The sequence below is a fragment of the Microbacterium sp. NIBRBAC000506063 genome (assembly GCF_017968845.1).
In the GTDB taxonomy this organism is placed as follows: domain Bacteria; phylum Actinomycetota; class Actinomycetes; order Actinomycetales; family Microbacteriaceae; genus Microbacterium.
Genome location: NZ_CP072876.1, coordinates 1,300,829 through 1,316,294, shown reverse-complemented (window position 1 = coordinate 1,316,294; position 15,466 = coordinate 1,300,829). Strand labels below are relative to the sequence as shown.

10 protein-coding genes and 1 pseudogene are annotated in these 15,466 nt (G+C 72.1%); 1 reads left to right on the top strand and 10 read right to left on the bottom strand.

Going from position 1 to position 15,466, the window contains the following annotated elements; genetic code table 11:
- Nucleotides 1–32 precede the first annotated feature (32 nt).
- A complete protein-coding gene (locus KAE78_RS07550) occupies nt 33–764 on the bottom strand; it encodes a hypothetical protein (RefSeq protein WP_223170415.1) in 732 nt (243 codons plus the stop codon).
- A 119-nt stretch (nt 765–883) separates the two neighbouring features.
- On the opposite strand from KAE78_RS07550, the gene KAE78_RS07545 reads away from it, so the two are divergent.
- The gene (locus KAE78_RS07545; RefSeq protein WP_223170414.1) at nt 884–1,366 is read left to right on the top strand and encodes a hypothetical protein; all 483 of its coding nucleotides are present in this window, start codon (nt 884–886) and stop codon (nt 1,364–1,366) included.
- Here the strand turns inward: KAE78_RS07545 and KAE78_RS07540 are convergent.
- The 9 genes and pseudogenes from KAE78_RS07540 to KAE78_RS07500 all read right to left on the bottom strand — a co-directional run.
- Entirely contained in the window at nt 1,255–2,559 is a 1,305-nt protein-coding gene (locus tag KAE78_RS07540; protein WP_223170413.1) for a hypothetical protein, read from the bottom strand. The genes KAE78_RS07545 and KAE78_RS07540 overlap by 112 nt on opposite strands.
- Entirely contained in the window at nt 2,472–3,212 is a 741-nt protein-coding gene (locus KAE78_RS07535; RefSeq protein ID WP_223170412.1) for a hypothetical protein, read from the bottom strand. Before KAE78_RS07535 ends, KAE78_RS07540 begins: the two co-directional genes overlap by 88 nt.
- On the bottom strand, nt 3,209–3,751 hold the full coding sequence (locus KAE78_RS07530; RefSeq protein ID WP_223170411.1) for a hypothetical protein: 543 nt from the start codon (nt 3,749–3,751) through the stop codon (nt 3,209–3,211). The genes KAE78_RS07535 and KAE78_RS07530 overlap by 4 nt, the downstream gene beginning before the upstream one ends.
- 53 nt (nt 3,752–3,804) lie before the next feature.
- Nucleotides 3,805–5,781 (bottom strand): beta strand repeat-containing protein, encoded by a 1,977-nt coding sequence (locus KAE78_RS07525; protein WP_223170410.1) that lies wholly within the window; start codon nt 5,779–5,781, stop codon nt 3,805–3,807.
- Nucleotides 5,778–6,101, bottom strand: a complete 324-nt coding sequence (locus tag KAE78_RS07520; protein WP_223170409.1) for a hypothetical protein — start codon at nt 6,099–6,101, stop codon at nt 5,778–5,780. The genes KAE78_RS07525 and KAE78_RS07520 overlap by 4 nt, the downstream gene beginning before the upstream one ends.
- 2 nt (nt 6,102–6,103) lie before the next feature.
- Complete coding sequence (locus KAE78_RS07515; RefSeq protein ID WP_223170408.1) at nt 6,104–7,138, bottom strand: hypothetical protein; 1,035 nt, start codon at nt 7,136–7,138, stop codon at nt 6,104–6,106.
- Nucleotides 7,135–9,858, bottom strand: a complete 2,724-nt coding sequence (locus KAE78_RS07510) for a hypothetical protein (protein WP_262927846.1) — start codon at nt 9,856–9,858, stop codon at nt 7,135–7,137. The genes KAE78_RS07515 and KAE78_RS07510 overlap by 4 nt, the downstream gene beginning before the upstream one ends.
- Nucleotides 9,855–12,050 carry a hypothetical protein gene (locus tag KAE78_RS17535; protein ID WP_262927584.1) on the bottom strand — a complete coding sequence of 732 codons (2,196 nt, stop codon included), beginning with the start codon at nt 12,048–12,050 and terminating at the stop codon, nt 9,855–9,857. Before KAE78_RS17535 ends, KAE78_RS07510 begins: the two co-directional genes overlap by 4 nt.
- Before the next feature lie 134 nt (nt 12,051–12,184).
- Nucleotides 12,185–15,436 (bottom strand): annotated as a pseudogene (locus KAE78_RS07500) (beta strand repeat-containing protein); the annotation flags it as partial.
- Between the last annotated feature and the right edge of the window lie 30 nt (nt 15,437–15,466).

Here is a 15,466-nt window from a genome sequence, read left to right as displayed (position 1 = left end):
CCGGCCCTGCGCGGCGTAGGAGGAGTCGGTGTTCAGGTAGGCGTAGTCGGGGCGACGAGACCGATCGTGCCGTGGGCGGTCAACGTGATGACGGTGCCCGTCACGCGGTGGTCGTCGGCGACCGGCGTGTTCCCGAAGATCGATGCGCCCGCCGTCGTGGTCGAGAGCGTGACATCCGATCCCGTCGAGGTGATCGTGCCGACGAGCAGGTCGCCCACGGTCTCCCGCGAGACGATCGAGCCGTTCGTCTGCAGGTCGATGTATCCCGAGCCGTCGGATGTCGAGAACCGCTCGCCCGGCACCTGGGAGCTGAACAGGTCGGCGTCAACGTCCGTCAGCAGTTCGAAGGAGACGACCGTGTCGGTGGCGAGGTGCTGGACGCGCAGGATCTCGCCCGCCGCGACGTCGGTGAAGACATAGTGGCTGTCGACCGACGCGGTGTCGTCGCCGAAGGCGATGAGCACGGCATCCGTGTAGCTGAACGGGACGAAGGGATTGCTGCACTGGCGGTCCCACGGCGCGGTCGGGCAGTAGAAGTACGTCGAGTACCGGCCGGTCGGGTTGACGGTGCCGCCGTAGTTCGCACCCGGAGCCTGGTAGACGTCGTCCTGGATCTCGTGCGCGGTGAACGGCGCCGGGGTGCGGCCGACGAGCGTGCCGAGCACGAGGACATCGAGGTTCCGGCCGGCGTGCAGGCCGCCGATCGTCCACGTATAGGGAGCGGTCGACGCGCTGCGACGGATGACCTGGAGGTCCAGGACCACGTCGCCCGCGCCTCGGCGGTGATCGAGATCGGGCGCGCGCCCAGCGTGGTCGTGCCGTAGGTGCTCTCCACGAGGCGGACCGAAACGCCGTCACGGGGCGCGTAACCGCCGATCGAGCCGTGGAGGGCGAACAGCTCCACGACGTTCGCGACGATGTCGGCACCGTCGGTCGTGCCGAGGATGTCGCCGTTGCGGTTGTCGACGAGGACGAATCCGATCGGGTTGTAGACCTCGCCGGAGAGCGTGATGTCGTTGCTCGCGCCGGGGACGCGGAAGTTGATGATCCGCACGACGCTCTCGGTGAACACCGGCGGGCGGATCCAGTAGCGGTGCGCGGCCACCTGGTTGTACGCGCGCTGGCTGACCGTCGCCGCGAGCAGGTCGAGGTTGATCACGTCGATGCCCTGGATCTCCAGCGGGCTGGTGGACCAGTTGTAGATGCGCACGAAGTCGAAGTTGCCCTGGATCTGGAAACTGCCCTGGTCGCCGGTCAGATTGCGGTTGCCGCCGATGCTGTTCGCGTTGATCGTGAAGTCGGCGGTCGCTCCCCGGTGTTGACGATCGGACGGACCTCGACGAGCGCGCCCGCGGCGATCTGGTAGCCGACGCCGCGCAGCGCGCCGTCGACCCAGACCTGCATGCCGTAGAGCTTCAGGATGCGGCCGTCCTCGCCGATGTACAGCTGCGGGTTGCCGCCGTGGAGCACGACGTCGGCATCCCAGTGGATCGGGCGGTTGCCCGTGGTGCCACCCGGCTGGCTCGTGCTGCCGACGTCGAGGCCGACCTTGCGGTTCGTGGCGTTCCGGTTCATCGACACGCTCTGCACGGTGTCGACGTCGAGGTCGTGGGTGCGGACGAGGACGCCGGCGTGAGCCGTCACCGTCGCGTCGGTGCTGTAGTCGATCCGGGCGATGGCGTCCGTGTCGCCGCCGGCGCAGCCGCACGAGGCGTGCGCGCGCGAGGTTCCATTCAGGCCGCTGACCTCGGCGCGCAGCGCGATGCTCTCCCAGCCCTGCAGCAGGATGCCGCTGCGGATCGTGAGTTCGGCGCCGCCGCGGACCACGATGTTGGACCGCGCGTCCGAGTCGGCGGCGAAGGCCTTCGCATCGGACTCGCTGTGTGCGCGGAGCGAGCCCTGGCCCATGAGCGCACGGATGTCGATCTCGTCGCCCTGGATGACGTTGTTCCCCGCGATGTCGATCGTCGTCTTGGCGGTCACGAACAGGCCGTAGTTGTTGTCGTAGTCGTTCGCGGTCGAGTCCGCGCCCAGGCCGCGTGCGCGCGCGTAGGCGGTGACGTTGCCGTTCGGACTCGTCAGGCCGCGGATGCCGAGCTTGTGCTCGGCGATGAGCGAGCCGTCGATGTCGATCACCGTGTTGAGGATGATGTCGCCGCGGGCACGCGCGTTCACGCCGGCGCCGAGCCCGCCGGCCCGGGCGTCCGACTTCGCCTGCACGTCGCCGGTGGTCTCGGCGTCGATGTGCAGCTCCCAGCCGGAGGTCACGACGACGCCGGTGCCGATGTCGATGGTGGTGGTGACGGTGACGTCAGCGTCGGCGTCGGATCGGCCGATCGCGATGAACCCGCCGCCGCCGTTGGTGGAGTCTGCCACCGCGAGACCGCGGGCGAAGGCGGTGAGGTCCAGGTCGCCGCCGCTGGTCAGGCGGACGCGGTCGCCGATCGTGAGGGCGATCGTCGCGGTGACGGTCACATCGGTGTAGGCGGTGCCGACCTGGACGAAGCCGCCACCGCCGCTGTTGACCGTCGCCGAGGTGTACCGGGCGCCGGCCGGCACCGACTCGACCGCACCGAGGGGCGGAAGACCTGCGTCCCCGATCCGGTGCCGCCGAGGATGAGCGTCAGCCACCCGACCGCGTCGGTGGTGCCGGTGATGTCGACGAGACCGGCCACGAACCAGCCCGTACCGGGGCTGTTGCTGCCGTCGAGGGCGATCGGGGCGCCGCCCGGGGTCAGCGCGAGCTGGAAGGAGTCGGCGTCGGCACCGACGACGTAGTACATGCCGCCGTCGACGAGCCCTTCGAGGGGGAGCTCGTCGGGGAAGTACAGCCGGTGCGAGACGAGGGTTGCGGCATCCGTCTTGTTCGGAGTGAGGGTGATCGGGGCGACCTCGATCGGCACGTCGACGTAGACGGGGATCATGATCGGGTTCTCGTCCTCGTCGAGCACGGGGTCGCCGTCCTCGTCGAGCAGCGGCTCGTCGTGGCTGTACACCTCGTCGTAGCAGTCGGCGTCGCCGGCGAAGCCGACCGCCTCGCAGTAGCTGGCCGCGAGCCGGATGCGGTGGGCGTCGAGCACGATCACCCAATAGCTCTGGCCGCGCACGAGACCGCCGATCGCGGCGCCGCCATCGGTGTCGTAGACGACCTCGTCGCCGGTGGAGAAGGGGTGGTCCTCGATGTAGATGACGTTGTTGTCCTCCGGGATCACCCACCGGACTCGCCCTCGGGGGGATCGTCGACGATGATCGGCTTGCCGTCGGGTCCTGCCTGGACGTTGACGACGCCGCTGGAGAACTCGCCGGCGGGATCGGGAGCGGTGTAGATCACGAGCTGGCCGTTGACGAAGTGGTGCGGCACGGTGATCCGGTCGTCCTCGACGGCCGCGCCGGTCACGGCGACGGGGGCATCGGACACGAGCGGATCCCAGAGCCGGATCGTCGTATCGTCGATGACCTCGACACGGTAGGTCTTGCCGTCCACGAGCCCCGGCACCGTCGTACCGCGGGCGCGGTAGACGACGAGCATGCCGTCCTCGAGGCCGTGGTACAGAGCCAGGAAGTCGGGCTTGTCGTCCTCCCACTCGAAGTCGGGATCTCCCTCATGCTCTTCGTCGGGCTCGCCCCACCCGACCACTTGGCCGAACTGGATCGTGTTGGTGACCGGATCGACGAGCGCGCCCTCGAACTGGGAGCCGAGCATGATCGTCTGGTCGTCGACGACGAGGATGCCGTAGGCGGTGCTGTTCACAAGGCCGGTGATGACCGCGCCGGTCGTCGTGTACGTCAGCGACGTGCCGCTGGTCAGGCCGTGCGGCGCCGTGAAGCGGATCGAGTTGTCGGCGACGGTGACCTGCTCGACGACGTACTCGGGCGTCTCGACGGCCGGGCGGTGGAGTTGAAGGCGACGCCCATCGTGATCGAGCCGCCGGCGGTGACGACCGAGTCATCGGAGATCACGAGTCGCAGCGTCGGGGTGGCCGTCGCGGTGGCGTTGTTGGTCGATACGTTGACGGCGCCGCCGCCGCTCGTGCGGAAGCTCGAGATCGCGGCCGGGTTGGACTGCGCGCTCAGCGCCATGTCGCCGCTGACGTGGACGATCGAGCCGCCGGCGCCGCCCAGGTACGTCGCCACGGTGGTCTGCACGAGGGCGGTCGCCCGGCCCGTGTTGATGTTCGCGACGCCGCCGCCACTGCTGCTGAGCGCGGCTGTGGCCGTGTCGACGGCGTGCGTGTACATCGTCAGCGATGCACCGCCCGGAGTGGACGCCGTGCCCACGCGCCCGAGGAGCGACGAGCTGGTCCCGGCGCGCACCTCGGCCCGGGGGCGCTCGTGCTCACCGCGATGGCGCCGCCCACGACGGCACCGGAGGTGGCCGTCGCGGTGTTGTGCGAGACCGCGCGGACGACGATCGCGGCGGCGGGGCGAGGACGACGGCGCCCTGCGTGATCTCGGCCGTGGTGACCGCGTCGGCGTGGACGAGCGCGATCGGCGAGGCCGCCCCGCAGCGACGCCGCCGAAGGACTTCAGGCCGGCCTGGATCTGCGCGGTGTTGGCCGATTCGGCCTCGACGCGCAGCCCCGTGCCGCCGGTCTGCGCACCCGCGAAGACCGCGCGCGTGGCGCTCTGGATCTGCGCGGTCGGCTGACTGAAGTCGAAGGCGCCGAGGCCGCCGGCGAGCGTGTCGGTGTCGACGTCGGCGATGTTCACCGCCGTCGCGACGACCTCGACATCCCCCGTCGTCGCGAGTGCGTGAGTGCCGAAGCTCGCCGTCGTGGCCGCCGAGGCGCCGATCAGCGCGACCGTGTTGGACCTTCCTGCCTCTACGAGGCTGATGCCCGTGCTGCGCATGTCGGCGTCGACCCGGTTGCTCGCATCGGCCGTCACCGAGACGCCCGTGGAGGCCGTGATCGCCCCGGTGAAGGAGGCCGTGGTCGGGGCCTGGATCCGGGCTCCGGAGGAGACGCCGCCGTTGATGCTGATCACGCCTCCGACGGTGCGCCCGACATCCGCACTCACGGTGTTGTCGGACTCCGCGGCGACCGTGACGTCGCCGCTCGCGGCGAGGCCGCTGCCGGTGAGGGTCACCATGGCGAGGATGCCGGCGCTCTGAGGAAGCGTCGCCGTCGCCGAGACGCCGCTGCCGCCGCCGAGGCTGATGTTGAAGAGCGAGGCCGCCGCGTGGACGGTGTTGTCAGCATCCGCCCCCACAGTGAAGGTGCGCGAGGTCGCCGAGGCCGCCTGGACCGAGGCGCGCGTGACGGCGTCGACCGTGGCCTCGGCGTCGAGGAGCGAGACCGTGATGAGACCGCCGCCGCTCTGCCGCACGATCGCGTGCGCCGAGTTCGCCGAGGCGGCCCGCACCGTCACATCGCCGGCACCGGCGTTGAACGCCGATCCGGAGAGCGAGACGAGCGCCTCGGTCGCGGCGGAGTCGGCGATCTCGGCGAGCGAGTGGGTGACGCCGACGGAGAGGCCGGTGATGCTGAGCAGGGCGACGTCCGTCCTCACGGTGTTCGCCGAGGTGGCCGTGATCCGCGCCCCCTGGCTCGCGATCGGGGAGCTGAGCGTGGCGCGGGTGGCCGCGAGGATCCGCGAGGAGGGGGTGACCACGGCGACGCCGATTCCCGCGACGCTGACCGAGTCGGTGTCGACCGCGGCGGTCTGCGTCGATTCGGCCGTGGCGGAGACCTCGCCGCCGGCGGTGATCGTGCCGCCGGTGACGAGCGCGGTCGTGCGCGCTCCCTCGCCGATCAGGGCGAAGGTGCGCGTGACGCTCACCGAGACCGCGCCCCGCCGCCCGCGACGAGGTCGGTCTCCGCACGACGGTGCGCGTGGGCGGATGCACCGACGGCTCCGCCCGCAACGACGCTGCCGATGAGCTCGGCGGTGACGGGGGCGAGGTACTGCGCCTCGGCGATGAGCAGATCGCCGGCGTAGGCGCCGCCGGAGAGCTTGAAGACGCGGGCCGTGGCGCTGCCGCCCACGCCACCGGTGACCGCCGTCGAGGCGTCCACGCTCACGCCACCGGTGCTGGACACGGTCGCCGGCGACTGCAGACGGGCGATCGTCGTCGCGGCCTCGGTCACTGTGCCTTCCACGTTCACACCGCCGGCCGACACGAATCCGCCGATGCTGACGACCGTCGCCTCGGCATCCGCCCGGTTCTGCGAGACGGCCGAGACGGCGACCGCCCCGAGCCCAGGATGCGGCCGAGGACGATGGCGGTCGTGCGGCCGGAGACTTCGGCGATCGAGCTCGCCGCGGAGAAGGCGGCGAATCCGCCCGAGGCGTTGATCACGTTCGTGGATGCGGCGGCGCGGGTGTCGGCGGCGACGCTGATCGCTCCGCCTGCGGTGAGTGTCGCCGCGCCCGTGACGAGTGCGGTGGTGATGCGCGAGATGTCGGCGCTGACGACGTTCGCGCCGGCGGAGACGAGGCCGGTGCCGATTCCGATCGTCCGGGAGTCGGAGGTGTACCGGCCGCGGGCCTCGATCGCGGCGGCGCCGGAGAGGATGGCGGTGCCGGCGAACTCGGCCTCGGTACGGCCGGAGATCGTCGAGGTGGCGCCGGCACCGAGGACGCTGGCGAGGATACCGCCCTGCACCGAGTAGACCTGCACGGGGGCGCGGAGGCGGGCGTCGGCGGAGACGCGCAGGCCGCCCGAGGGGCTCGCCCCGCCGATCGTGACGTTGCCGATGAGCGCCCGGGTGTCTCCGGTGATGGTCGAGATGCCGATCGCGACGCCGACGGCGGCGGCCCCGAGGCCGATGCCCAGCGCGAGGGTGCCCACCTCGCGGTCCGCGAAGGCGTCGACGCCGACCGTGCCGCCGGCGTGCGGGATGACCGCGCCGCTGACGATCTGCGCGGTCTGCGCCGCGTCGCTGTCGATGATGACGATCTGACCGCTGATCGTCACGGCCCCGGCCGCACCGGCGACGGCGATGCCGAAGCTGTCCTCCGTCGTGCGGGCGCGGACGGTGACGTTGCCGCCGGCCGTGATCGACACCCCGCTCGAGACGGTCGCCGTCACGTTGCTGCGCAGCGTCGCGATCACGACCGAGCCGCCGATGCCGACCACTCCGCCCGCGGCGGAACCCGCGACGCCGAAGTAGGAGTTCTGCTCCTCGGCCGTCACCGCGACCGCGCCGCCGGCGTTGATGACGACCCCTGGCCGAGGAACGCGGAGGTGCCCCGCGGCAGGTCGTCGGCGCGGAACGACGCTCCGATGCCCGGGTCGTCGGGTGCGGCGGCGCCGAGCCTGCCCGACGCGGCGCCGATCTGCGCGTTGATGCGGCTGTCGGCCTCGGATCCGGTGTCGGATCCGGCTTCGTCGAGGATGCCACGGTAGCCGCCCTGGCCCTGGCCGGAGGCGCGGTGGTCGGCGTCGTCGAGGGCGTTGCCGCCGTCGCGGGCGGTGGGATCCGAGGAGTCCGTGCCGTCGGTGTACTCGTCGGTGCCCGGCGCCCCCACCGACCAGACCGATACGGCGCCGGCGGCGCCGACGAAGCCGACGCCGATGCTGAGACCGAAGGTGCTCACCTTCGCCGAGGCGAGGGCGGCGAGCGAGAAGTCGTTCGCCACGGTGATGACGGCGAAGGGTCCGACGAAGGCCTGGGTGGTCACGGCCAGGATGCCGATGTCGATGCCGCCGGAGACCCCGACGAATCCGCCGCCGATGCCGCCGGCGATCGTGAGGGTCTTGCTCGCGTTCGCGGCGGTGACGCTCACCGACTGGTTCGGCCCGCCCGCGTGCGTCTGGTTGATCTGCGTGCGCAGTGCGGAGGTGCTGTCGATGAAGGCGCGGGTGGTGATGTTGAGGATCGTGGTGGTCACGCTCACGCCGACGCCGACGAAGCCGGCACCGAGCGAGACGGCGAGCCCGAAGACCTCCTGCGTGGAGCGGGCCTGCACGGCGAGGCCCGTGAATCCGGGACGGATGCCGAAGCGACCCGCCGCGTCGAAGACGCCGCTGAGGATCCCGGCCACGGCCGGTGCGCGGCCCTCGGCGTCGACGACGCTTCCGGCGGCGATGTAGGCCTGCGTGTCCTTGGTGACGGTGGTGACCCCGACGCCGATGCCGACGCCGACGAAACCGCCCGCCGCGCCTCCGCCGACGACGACGATCGCGGTGTCGGATGCCGCGTCGACGACGACGCTGCCGCGGGCGTGGACGGTGGAGCGGGCGATGACGGCGTGGGTGTGGATGTCGAGCACGACCACTGCGGAGGCGCCGGCGATGCCGACGAGCGCTCCGGCCGCGGCCGCCGCGGCGGCGACGACGCTCTCGCTGCCGAGGGCGGAGACGATGACGTCGGTGGCGGCGGTGACGGTCGCCCCGGCGCGGATCGCGGCGTCCGTGGTGATGTTCACGACGCCGACGGCGGCGCTCGCCCCGGCGCCGACGCCCGCGCCGCCGATGGCGACGGAGGCCGAGACCATGAGGACGCTGACGTCGTGGCCGGCGCCGACGAAGACCGACCCGGGGCTCGTGGCCGAGCCGGCGGCGACCTGCGCGATGCGGCCGATGAACGCGTCGGTGTCGGAGGTGATGACGTTGACGGTGCCGCCGACGGCCACACCCACCGTGCCGCTGGCGGCCATCGTCACGCCGATCGCGGCGACGTCGACGCGACCGTTGGCGGTGACGCTCACCCCGACGAAGCCGTCGGCCGTGTGGAGGGAGACCTCGCGCACGCCCGAGGTGGCGGAGGCGGGCGGCGAGGGCTGACCGCCCTGCGGCACGAGGCTGTGCGAGCGTCCGGTCGAGGTCCCGGCGTTCAGCGTGATCGCCGCGCCCGCGCATTCGCCGAGGGCGGCGCACTTCTCGGCGTACAGCTGGAACCCGCCCGCGACGAGGCGCACGTAGTAGGTGGTGCCGTCGACGAGGCCGCCGATGGCCTGCCCGCCGCCGGAGGTGTAGATGAGGGCGTCGCCGGTGGCGAGGTCCTCGATGTCGTAGGGCAGCGAGATCGTGTCGCCGCTGATGGCCGTGCCCGGCGTGAAGTAGGGCGCGTTGCTCTGCGGGAGGGTCGCGACGTCGGTGTCGGTGAGACGGTGCGATTCACCGGTCGTGCCGGCCAGGCTCAGGGAGATCGGCGTGCCGTCGCCGTCGACGGCGGAGAGACGCACCTCGGTGTCGGAGACGACGTGGACGATGTAGTTGTTCCCGTCGACGAGGCCGCCGATCGCCCCTCCGCCGCCGGCGTCGTACTGGACCATCTGGCCGTCGCGGAAGCCGTGGCTGTAGCCGAGGTTCAGGACGTTGCCACCGGTCACGACGGGCACGAATCGCGTGTCGATCGGCGTGACCTCGAAGCCGCCGGTGTGGACCCGGATGCCGGTGCCGAGCAGTCCCAGCGCCGTGACGATCGAGTTGTCGCCGATGAAGGAGCGGGTCGTCTGGTCGACGATCGGCACCGCGGCGCCGGCGCCGACGCCGACCGTGCCGCCCAGGGCGATGGACCCGACGATGACGTCGACCTCGAGCTCGCCGAGGGCGGCGATGCGGACGCTGCCGCCGGCGATCACGGTCGCCCGCGAGGAGGCGCAGTTCGCGGCGGTCGGGTTCGCGGCCTCGCAGACCTCGCCGACGGAGGCGACGGTGGTGAGGCTGAACACCGAGACGGAGGCGTTGACCGAGACGCCGACGGTGCCGCCCCCGGAGCCGCCCGCCGAGATCGAGACGATCTTGTCGTTCGAGGTGGCGTCGATGGTGATGTTGCCGTTGGCGGCGACCGCGGCTCCCGGCGCGATCCAGGCGCGGACGTCCTTGGTGATGACCTGGACGTCGGCGCCGGCTCCCACGCCGGCCGTGCCGCCGATGGCGACCTGCCCGGCGCGTCCGGCCGTGGTCATCCGATCGGTCGCGGCGATGGTGACGCCCTGCGTGGCGGCGGCGCCCTCGTTGCCCCCGTTGACGACGACGCCGCGGTCGATGTGCGCGTGCGTGGTGTGGTTGTGCACGGCGACGGAGGCCGAGCCTGCCACACCCGCGGTCCCGCCCAGGGCGCCGGCGACGGCGGTGACGTCGAACTCGGAGAGCTGATCGGCGGTGAGCGAGAGGCCTGCGGCGCCCTTCGCGTCGATGACGGAGTACGAGGCGATCCCGGCGTCGACGATGCCGGTGCGCACGAGCACGACGGCGGCGACGCCGACTCCTGCTGTGCCCCGGCGGCGACCGAGCCGGCGATGAGGATCGAGTCGGTGACGTGGTCGGATGCCGACAGGCTCAGGTTCCCGCCCGCGTACACGGTCGTCGGCGTGTTCTGGCTGCCGTTGATGACCGCGCGGGTGCCCGGCGCCGACGAGCCCTGGTTGATGAGCAGCACGACGAAGGAGCCGGTCACGCCCGCTTCCTTGGCGGCGGCCGCTCCGGCGGCGATCTGGATGAACGACTCCTCGGCCGCGGCCGTGAGGGAGACGTCGCCGCCGATGCGGACGGTGACGCCGGCGCCGATGGAGGCGAGCACGTCCTTGTTGTGGATGCCGAGGACGAGCGCGAAGCCGATGCCGGCGCTGCCGGTGCTCAGGCCCAGGGCGCCGGCGAGTTCGAAGTACTCGCTCGCGTCGGTGGCGCGCAGCGAGAGCGACTGGCCGGCGACCGGGCCGCTCACGGCATTGACCCGCACCGCGTCGTCGATGACGGCATGCGTGGTGCTGTTCACGATCGTGACGATGAGCGATCCGCCGATGGCGAAGGAGTCGGTGCCGGCGCCTCCGGCGAGCGCGATGGAGGTGACGTTCGGCAGTGTGATGATGGCGTCGGCCTCGGGGCTGATCGACAGCGGCAGCGCGCGGAGCGAGGAGTCGGCGTGGAGGGCGCTCGCGCCGCCGCTGTCGATGATGGTGGGGTTCTCGGCGCTGGAATGGATGCGGGCGATCGTGTCGGTGTCGATGACATTGACGACGATGGCGGCGCCGATGCCGTTGCCGCCGAGCGCGATGCCGCCGGCCGCGGCGATGGACTGCAGTCCCATCGGGTTGCTGGCGAGGAGTCGCACGCCACCGACGGCGGTGATGGTGACGCCCTGGCCGATCGTGGCCTCGTTGCGCAGCAGCAGCACCTGCACGGCCACGGAGCCGGCGATGCTGAGGTCGCCATTGCCGCCGGCGGCGGAGATCGCCCAGACGATGTAGTCGTTGCGCAGGCCCTCCGGGGTGAGCGCGGTGACGACCACGTCGCCGCCGGAGACGATCATGACGCCCGCGCCGATCCGGCCGATGTTGTCCACATCGGAGACGTTGAGCGCGACCGCCGCGCCGATGTTGGTGTCGTTCATCACCGCGATGCCCGTGGCCTTCGCCGTGGCGGATGCTGCGTTCTCGGCCAGGACGCGGACGTCGCCTCCGGCAGTGATGACCAGGCCCGTCGGGATCTCCGCGATCGTGCGGACGATCATCCAGTTCACGGTCACGGCGGCGCCGACGCCGACGCCGTCGCTGCCCTGGCCGCCCTCGGCATCCGCCGTGTTGTTGGCATTGTTCACCTCGCCCTCGGACTTCGGGAGCGTGATGCCCCGGTCCTTGGTGGCGGGGGTGCTGTCGACCTGGTCCTGCGCCTGCGTGTCGGAGTTGCTGTCTTCGGCGCCCTCGCTGGAGGTGCCGTTGGCGCTGGCCTCCGCCTCGGCGCGGCTGGCGGTGACGGTCGAGGCGGCGAACTCGACGAAACCGCCCGCGGTGAGCGAGCGCAGCGTCTCGGCGCGGGTTTCGATGTCGACGACGTTGATGACGATGATCGCGCCGACGGCGACGTCTTCGCCGGCCGCCGTGGCGTTGCCGGTGGTCGTCGTCGAGCCGGTGTGTCCGGCGCGCACCGCGACCCAGCCGGTGACGGTCCAGCCGCCTTCGACCGAGGTGCCGATCCGGGCGATCGTGGTGTGCTGGACGATCGTGATGCCGACGGCGGGGCTCACGGCGACGCCGCCCGCGGAGCCGGCGGTGACCTCGGTCGTGACGACGTCGGAGCTGAGCGCCTCCACGAGGACGTTGTGGCCGCCGGTGACGCGGGCGCCGTCCTCGATCTCGGCACGGGTGAGGTTGTCGAGCACGGGGTTGATGGCGACGGAGGCGCCGACACCGACGCTGTCGCCCGGGCATCGGCCTTCGCCCTGACCGTGTCGACGCGGTGGTTCTCGGCGCGGAGGGTGACGTCGCCGGTGCCGGCGGAGACGACGGCCGAGGAGGGGATGAAAGCCTCTGTGATCGTGTCGGTGACGTTGAGGGCGAAGGAGCCGGCGACGCCGACGTTGCCGGAGCCGGCGCCCGAGGAGGCCTCGGCGCTGAAGGTGTGCGTCGTGTCGCCGTCGACATCGGTCATGGTCGCGGTGGCCGAGAATCCGTTCGCGGTGACCGTGGTGTTCGCACCGAGCCCGGCGCGGTTGACGAGCGTGACGAGGGTGAGGGCGACGGCCGCGCCGATGCCGGCGGTCTCGGCGTCGGTGGCCGTGCCGTCGGCGCTCGTGATGCCGTCGACGTTCTGGCTCGCGCGCAGCACGACCGGGCCGCCCGCGACCAGGGTGAGGCCGTCCGGCAGCATCGCGATCGCGGAGACGTCGGCGATCGTCAGCGCGATGGCCGCCGCGACCGACACCGTGCCGTCGGAACTCTCGGCCGAGGGGTTGTCGCTGTCGTTGCGGACGCCCTTGCCGCCGTTCTCCTGGCTCTTCTCGTTCGCGAAGAGTCGCTGGGCCGACAGCTTCTCGTCGACGCTTCCGCCGCTGGTCGAGCTGGTGTCGCCCGCGTTGGCGTCTTCGTCGGGGGCGCCGCTCGCGGAGGCCTGCCCGTGCGCTTCGTTGTGCGAGGAGCCGAGCGCGCCGAACTCGATGCCGCCGCCGGCGGTGATGCTGCGGTCGGTGCGGGCGAGGACGGCGTGGTTGGCGAGGGTGAGGGCGAGGGCGACGCCGACGGATGCCGTGGTGGCGCCGCTCGCCTCGGCGCCGGCCCGCGTGATGGTCGAGGTGCGCTGCTGGGCGACGGCGGAGAGGTCGCCGTCGATCTCAATGAGGTTGGCCGACTCGGGATCGCCGAGCGCCTCGATGAGCACGGCGGTGTCGACATCCGAGCTGGTCACGGCGATCGCGGGCGCGACGGCGGCGGTGCCGGTGGAGGAGGCGCCCATGCGGGCCTCGGTCTCGGCGTCGACGCGGGCGTTCGCCGTCATCGTCAGGTTGTTCGCGCCGGTGATCTGCGCGCTGCCGCGGAGCGCCGCGAAGGTCTCGTCGAGGATGAGGTTCAGCGCGAAGGCGATGCCGACGCCGACGCTGCCGGTCGAGGTGCTGCCGGCACCGACCGGGAGGGCCTTGACGATGGACGAGAGGGCGGATGCCGCCTCGATGAGCACGTCGCCGCCGGTGAGGATGACCGTGCCCTTGACCTCGGCGATCGTGTACTGGTTGACCACCGCGATCGCCAGCGACCCGGCGACCGAGACGCCTCCGGCGGCGCCGGCGGCGGCCTCGGCAGAGACGGTGGAGGTGGCGTCGTCGCCGACGACGGTGACGGTCGCCGAGACGGTGAGCCCGTGCGCCTGGATGACGACCCAGTCGGGGACGATCGCGATGTTGCGGACGTTCGAGACGCTGAGGGCGACGCCGGCGCCGATCGCCGCCGTGCCACCGTCTGTGGCCGAGCCGTCGGCGGCGCTCATCGCGTCGGTGTTCGCGCTCGTGGCGAGCGTGACGGTGCCGCCGGCGATGATCGAGGTGACGTCTTCGGTGATGCGCGACTCGGCGGTGACCGAGGAGATCGCGATGCCGATCGCGGCGGCGACGGTCACCGAGCCGTCGGAGGTCTCGCTCTTCGGCGCCTCCGCGTCCCCCGCTCCGGTGCCGCCGTTGGCGAGCGACTTCTGGTCGGCGTAGTCGCGCTGCGCGCCGACGAGCTTGTCGACGCCGGTGCGGCCCTGGTCGTCGGCCTCCGCGTCCTCTTCGGTCTCCTCGGGTGCCCCGGAAGCGGAGGCGGAGCCGGTGGCCTTGGCGACCGAGCGGCTCGTCGCCCGCAGGGTGACGTCGCCGCCGGCCTCGACATCACGGGCGAGGACCGTGAGCGCACCGTGGTTCGCGATGGTGAGGCCGAGCCCGAAGCCGATCGCCGCGGAGCCCGTCGTGACGGCTTCGGCGCCGGCGATGCTCGTGGCCGAGGCGTCCTGCGTCGCGACGATCGACAGCGATCCGCTCGCCTCGAGGGGAGAACCGGCGCCGATCCACGCCCGGGTGGTGACGTTGGAGAGCGTGATGGCGATCGCCGGCGTCACGGCGACGTCGCCCGCCGAGCCCATGCGCGCCTCGGTGGTGGCGACGGTCTTGGCAGAGGCCGCCAGGCTGACGTCGCCGGCGCCGGTGAGGGAGACCCCGTCGTCGATGTACGCGAAGACGTCGTCGGTGAGCAGGGTCAGCGCGAAGGAGACGCCGACGCCCACGCTGTCGCCCGCCGCGCCGTCGCCCACCGGCAGCGCCTTCACGGTGGACTCGAGGTCGGATGCCGCGGTGAGGGTCAGCGCACCGCCGCTGAGGACGACGGTGCCGAGCACGGCGGCGATGGTCTCCTGGTCGATGATCGCGATGGCGACCGCACCCGCGACGCCCACGCCACCGGCGGCGCCGGCGGCCGCCTCGGCGGAGATCGTGGCGGTGGTGTCGCCGCCCGGGCCCTCGGCGACCGTGGCGGAGAGGGTGAGCGCGTGGGCGTTCACGGTGAGCCAGTCGGGGATGACCGCACGGTTGGTGACGGTCGCGAGCGTGAGCGCCACGGCCGCGCCGATCGCGGCGGTCTCGCCGTCGGTCGCGGAGCCGTCGGCGGTCGATGCGGCATCCGCATTGGCCGCGGAGGCGAGGATGATCTCTCCGCCGGCGGTGAGCTGGGTCACGTCGGTCGTGACGCCGGCCTCGACCTCGACGGTGGAGATCACGATCGCGATCGCCGCGGCGACCGAGACGGTGCCGTCGGAGGTCTCGGCCGACGGCGCCGGCACATCGCCGGTGCCGTTGACGCCGTTGTCGCCGGCGACCTTGTCGGCGTGCGAGCGCTGGGCGGCCGCCTTCTCATCGACGTCCGGCTCTGGGTCGCCCTCCTCATCGTCATCCGCGGCGGGGGCGCCGGCAGCGGATGCCGATCCCGAGGCGGATGCCGACGACACCGAGGTCGCCCGGATGCTGATGTTCTGGCCCGCGTTCACGTTGCGGGCGAGGGTGGACTTCGCGCCGTGCGGGGCGATGGTGAGGGCGAGGCCGAAGCCGACCGCGGCGCTGCCGGCGACGGCCGTGGCACCGGCGGTGGAGGCGGCGAGGGAGCGCTGCGTGGAGTTCAGGCGCAGGCTGCCGCTGAGGGTCAGCACGTCGGTGGCGATGCCGATCTCGGCGGTGGTCACGGCGTTGGAGAGCGTGATCGCCACGGCGGGGGTGACGGCGACGCCGTCGGCGCCGGAGGCGGCGCCCATGCGCGCCTCGGTGGTCACCTCTGTGACGGC

Coding starts and splice junctions, on each gene's coding strand:
- KAE78_RS07510 (WP_262927846.1), bottom strand. CDS start 9,858: ATGACCACGGCCGGACGCGCCGGGCAGGTCGCCATCGGCGGCACGGCC.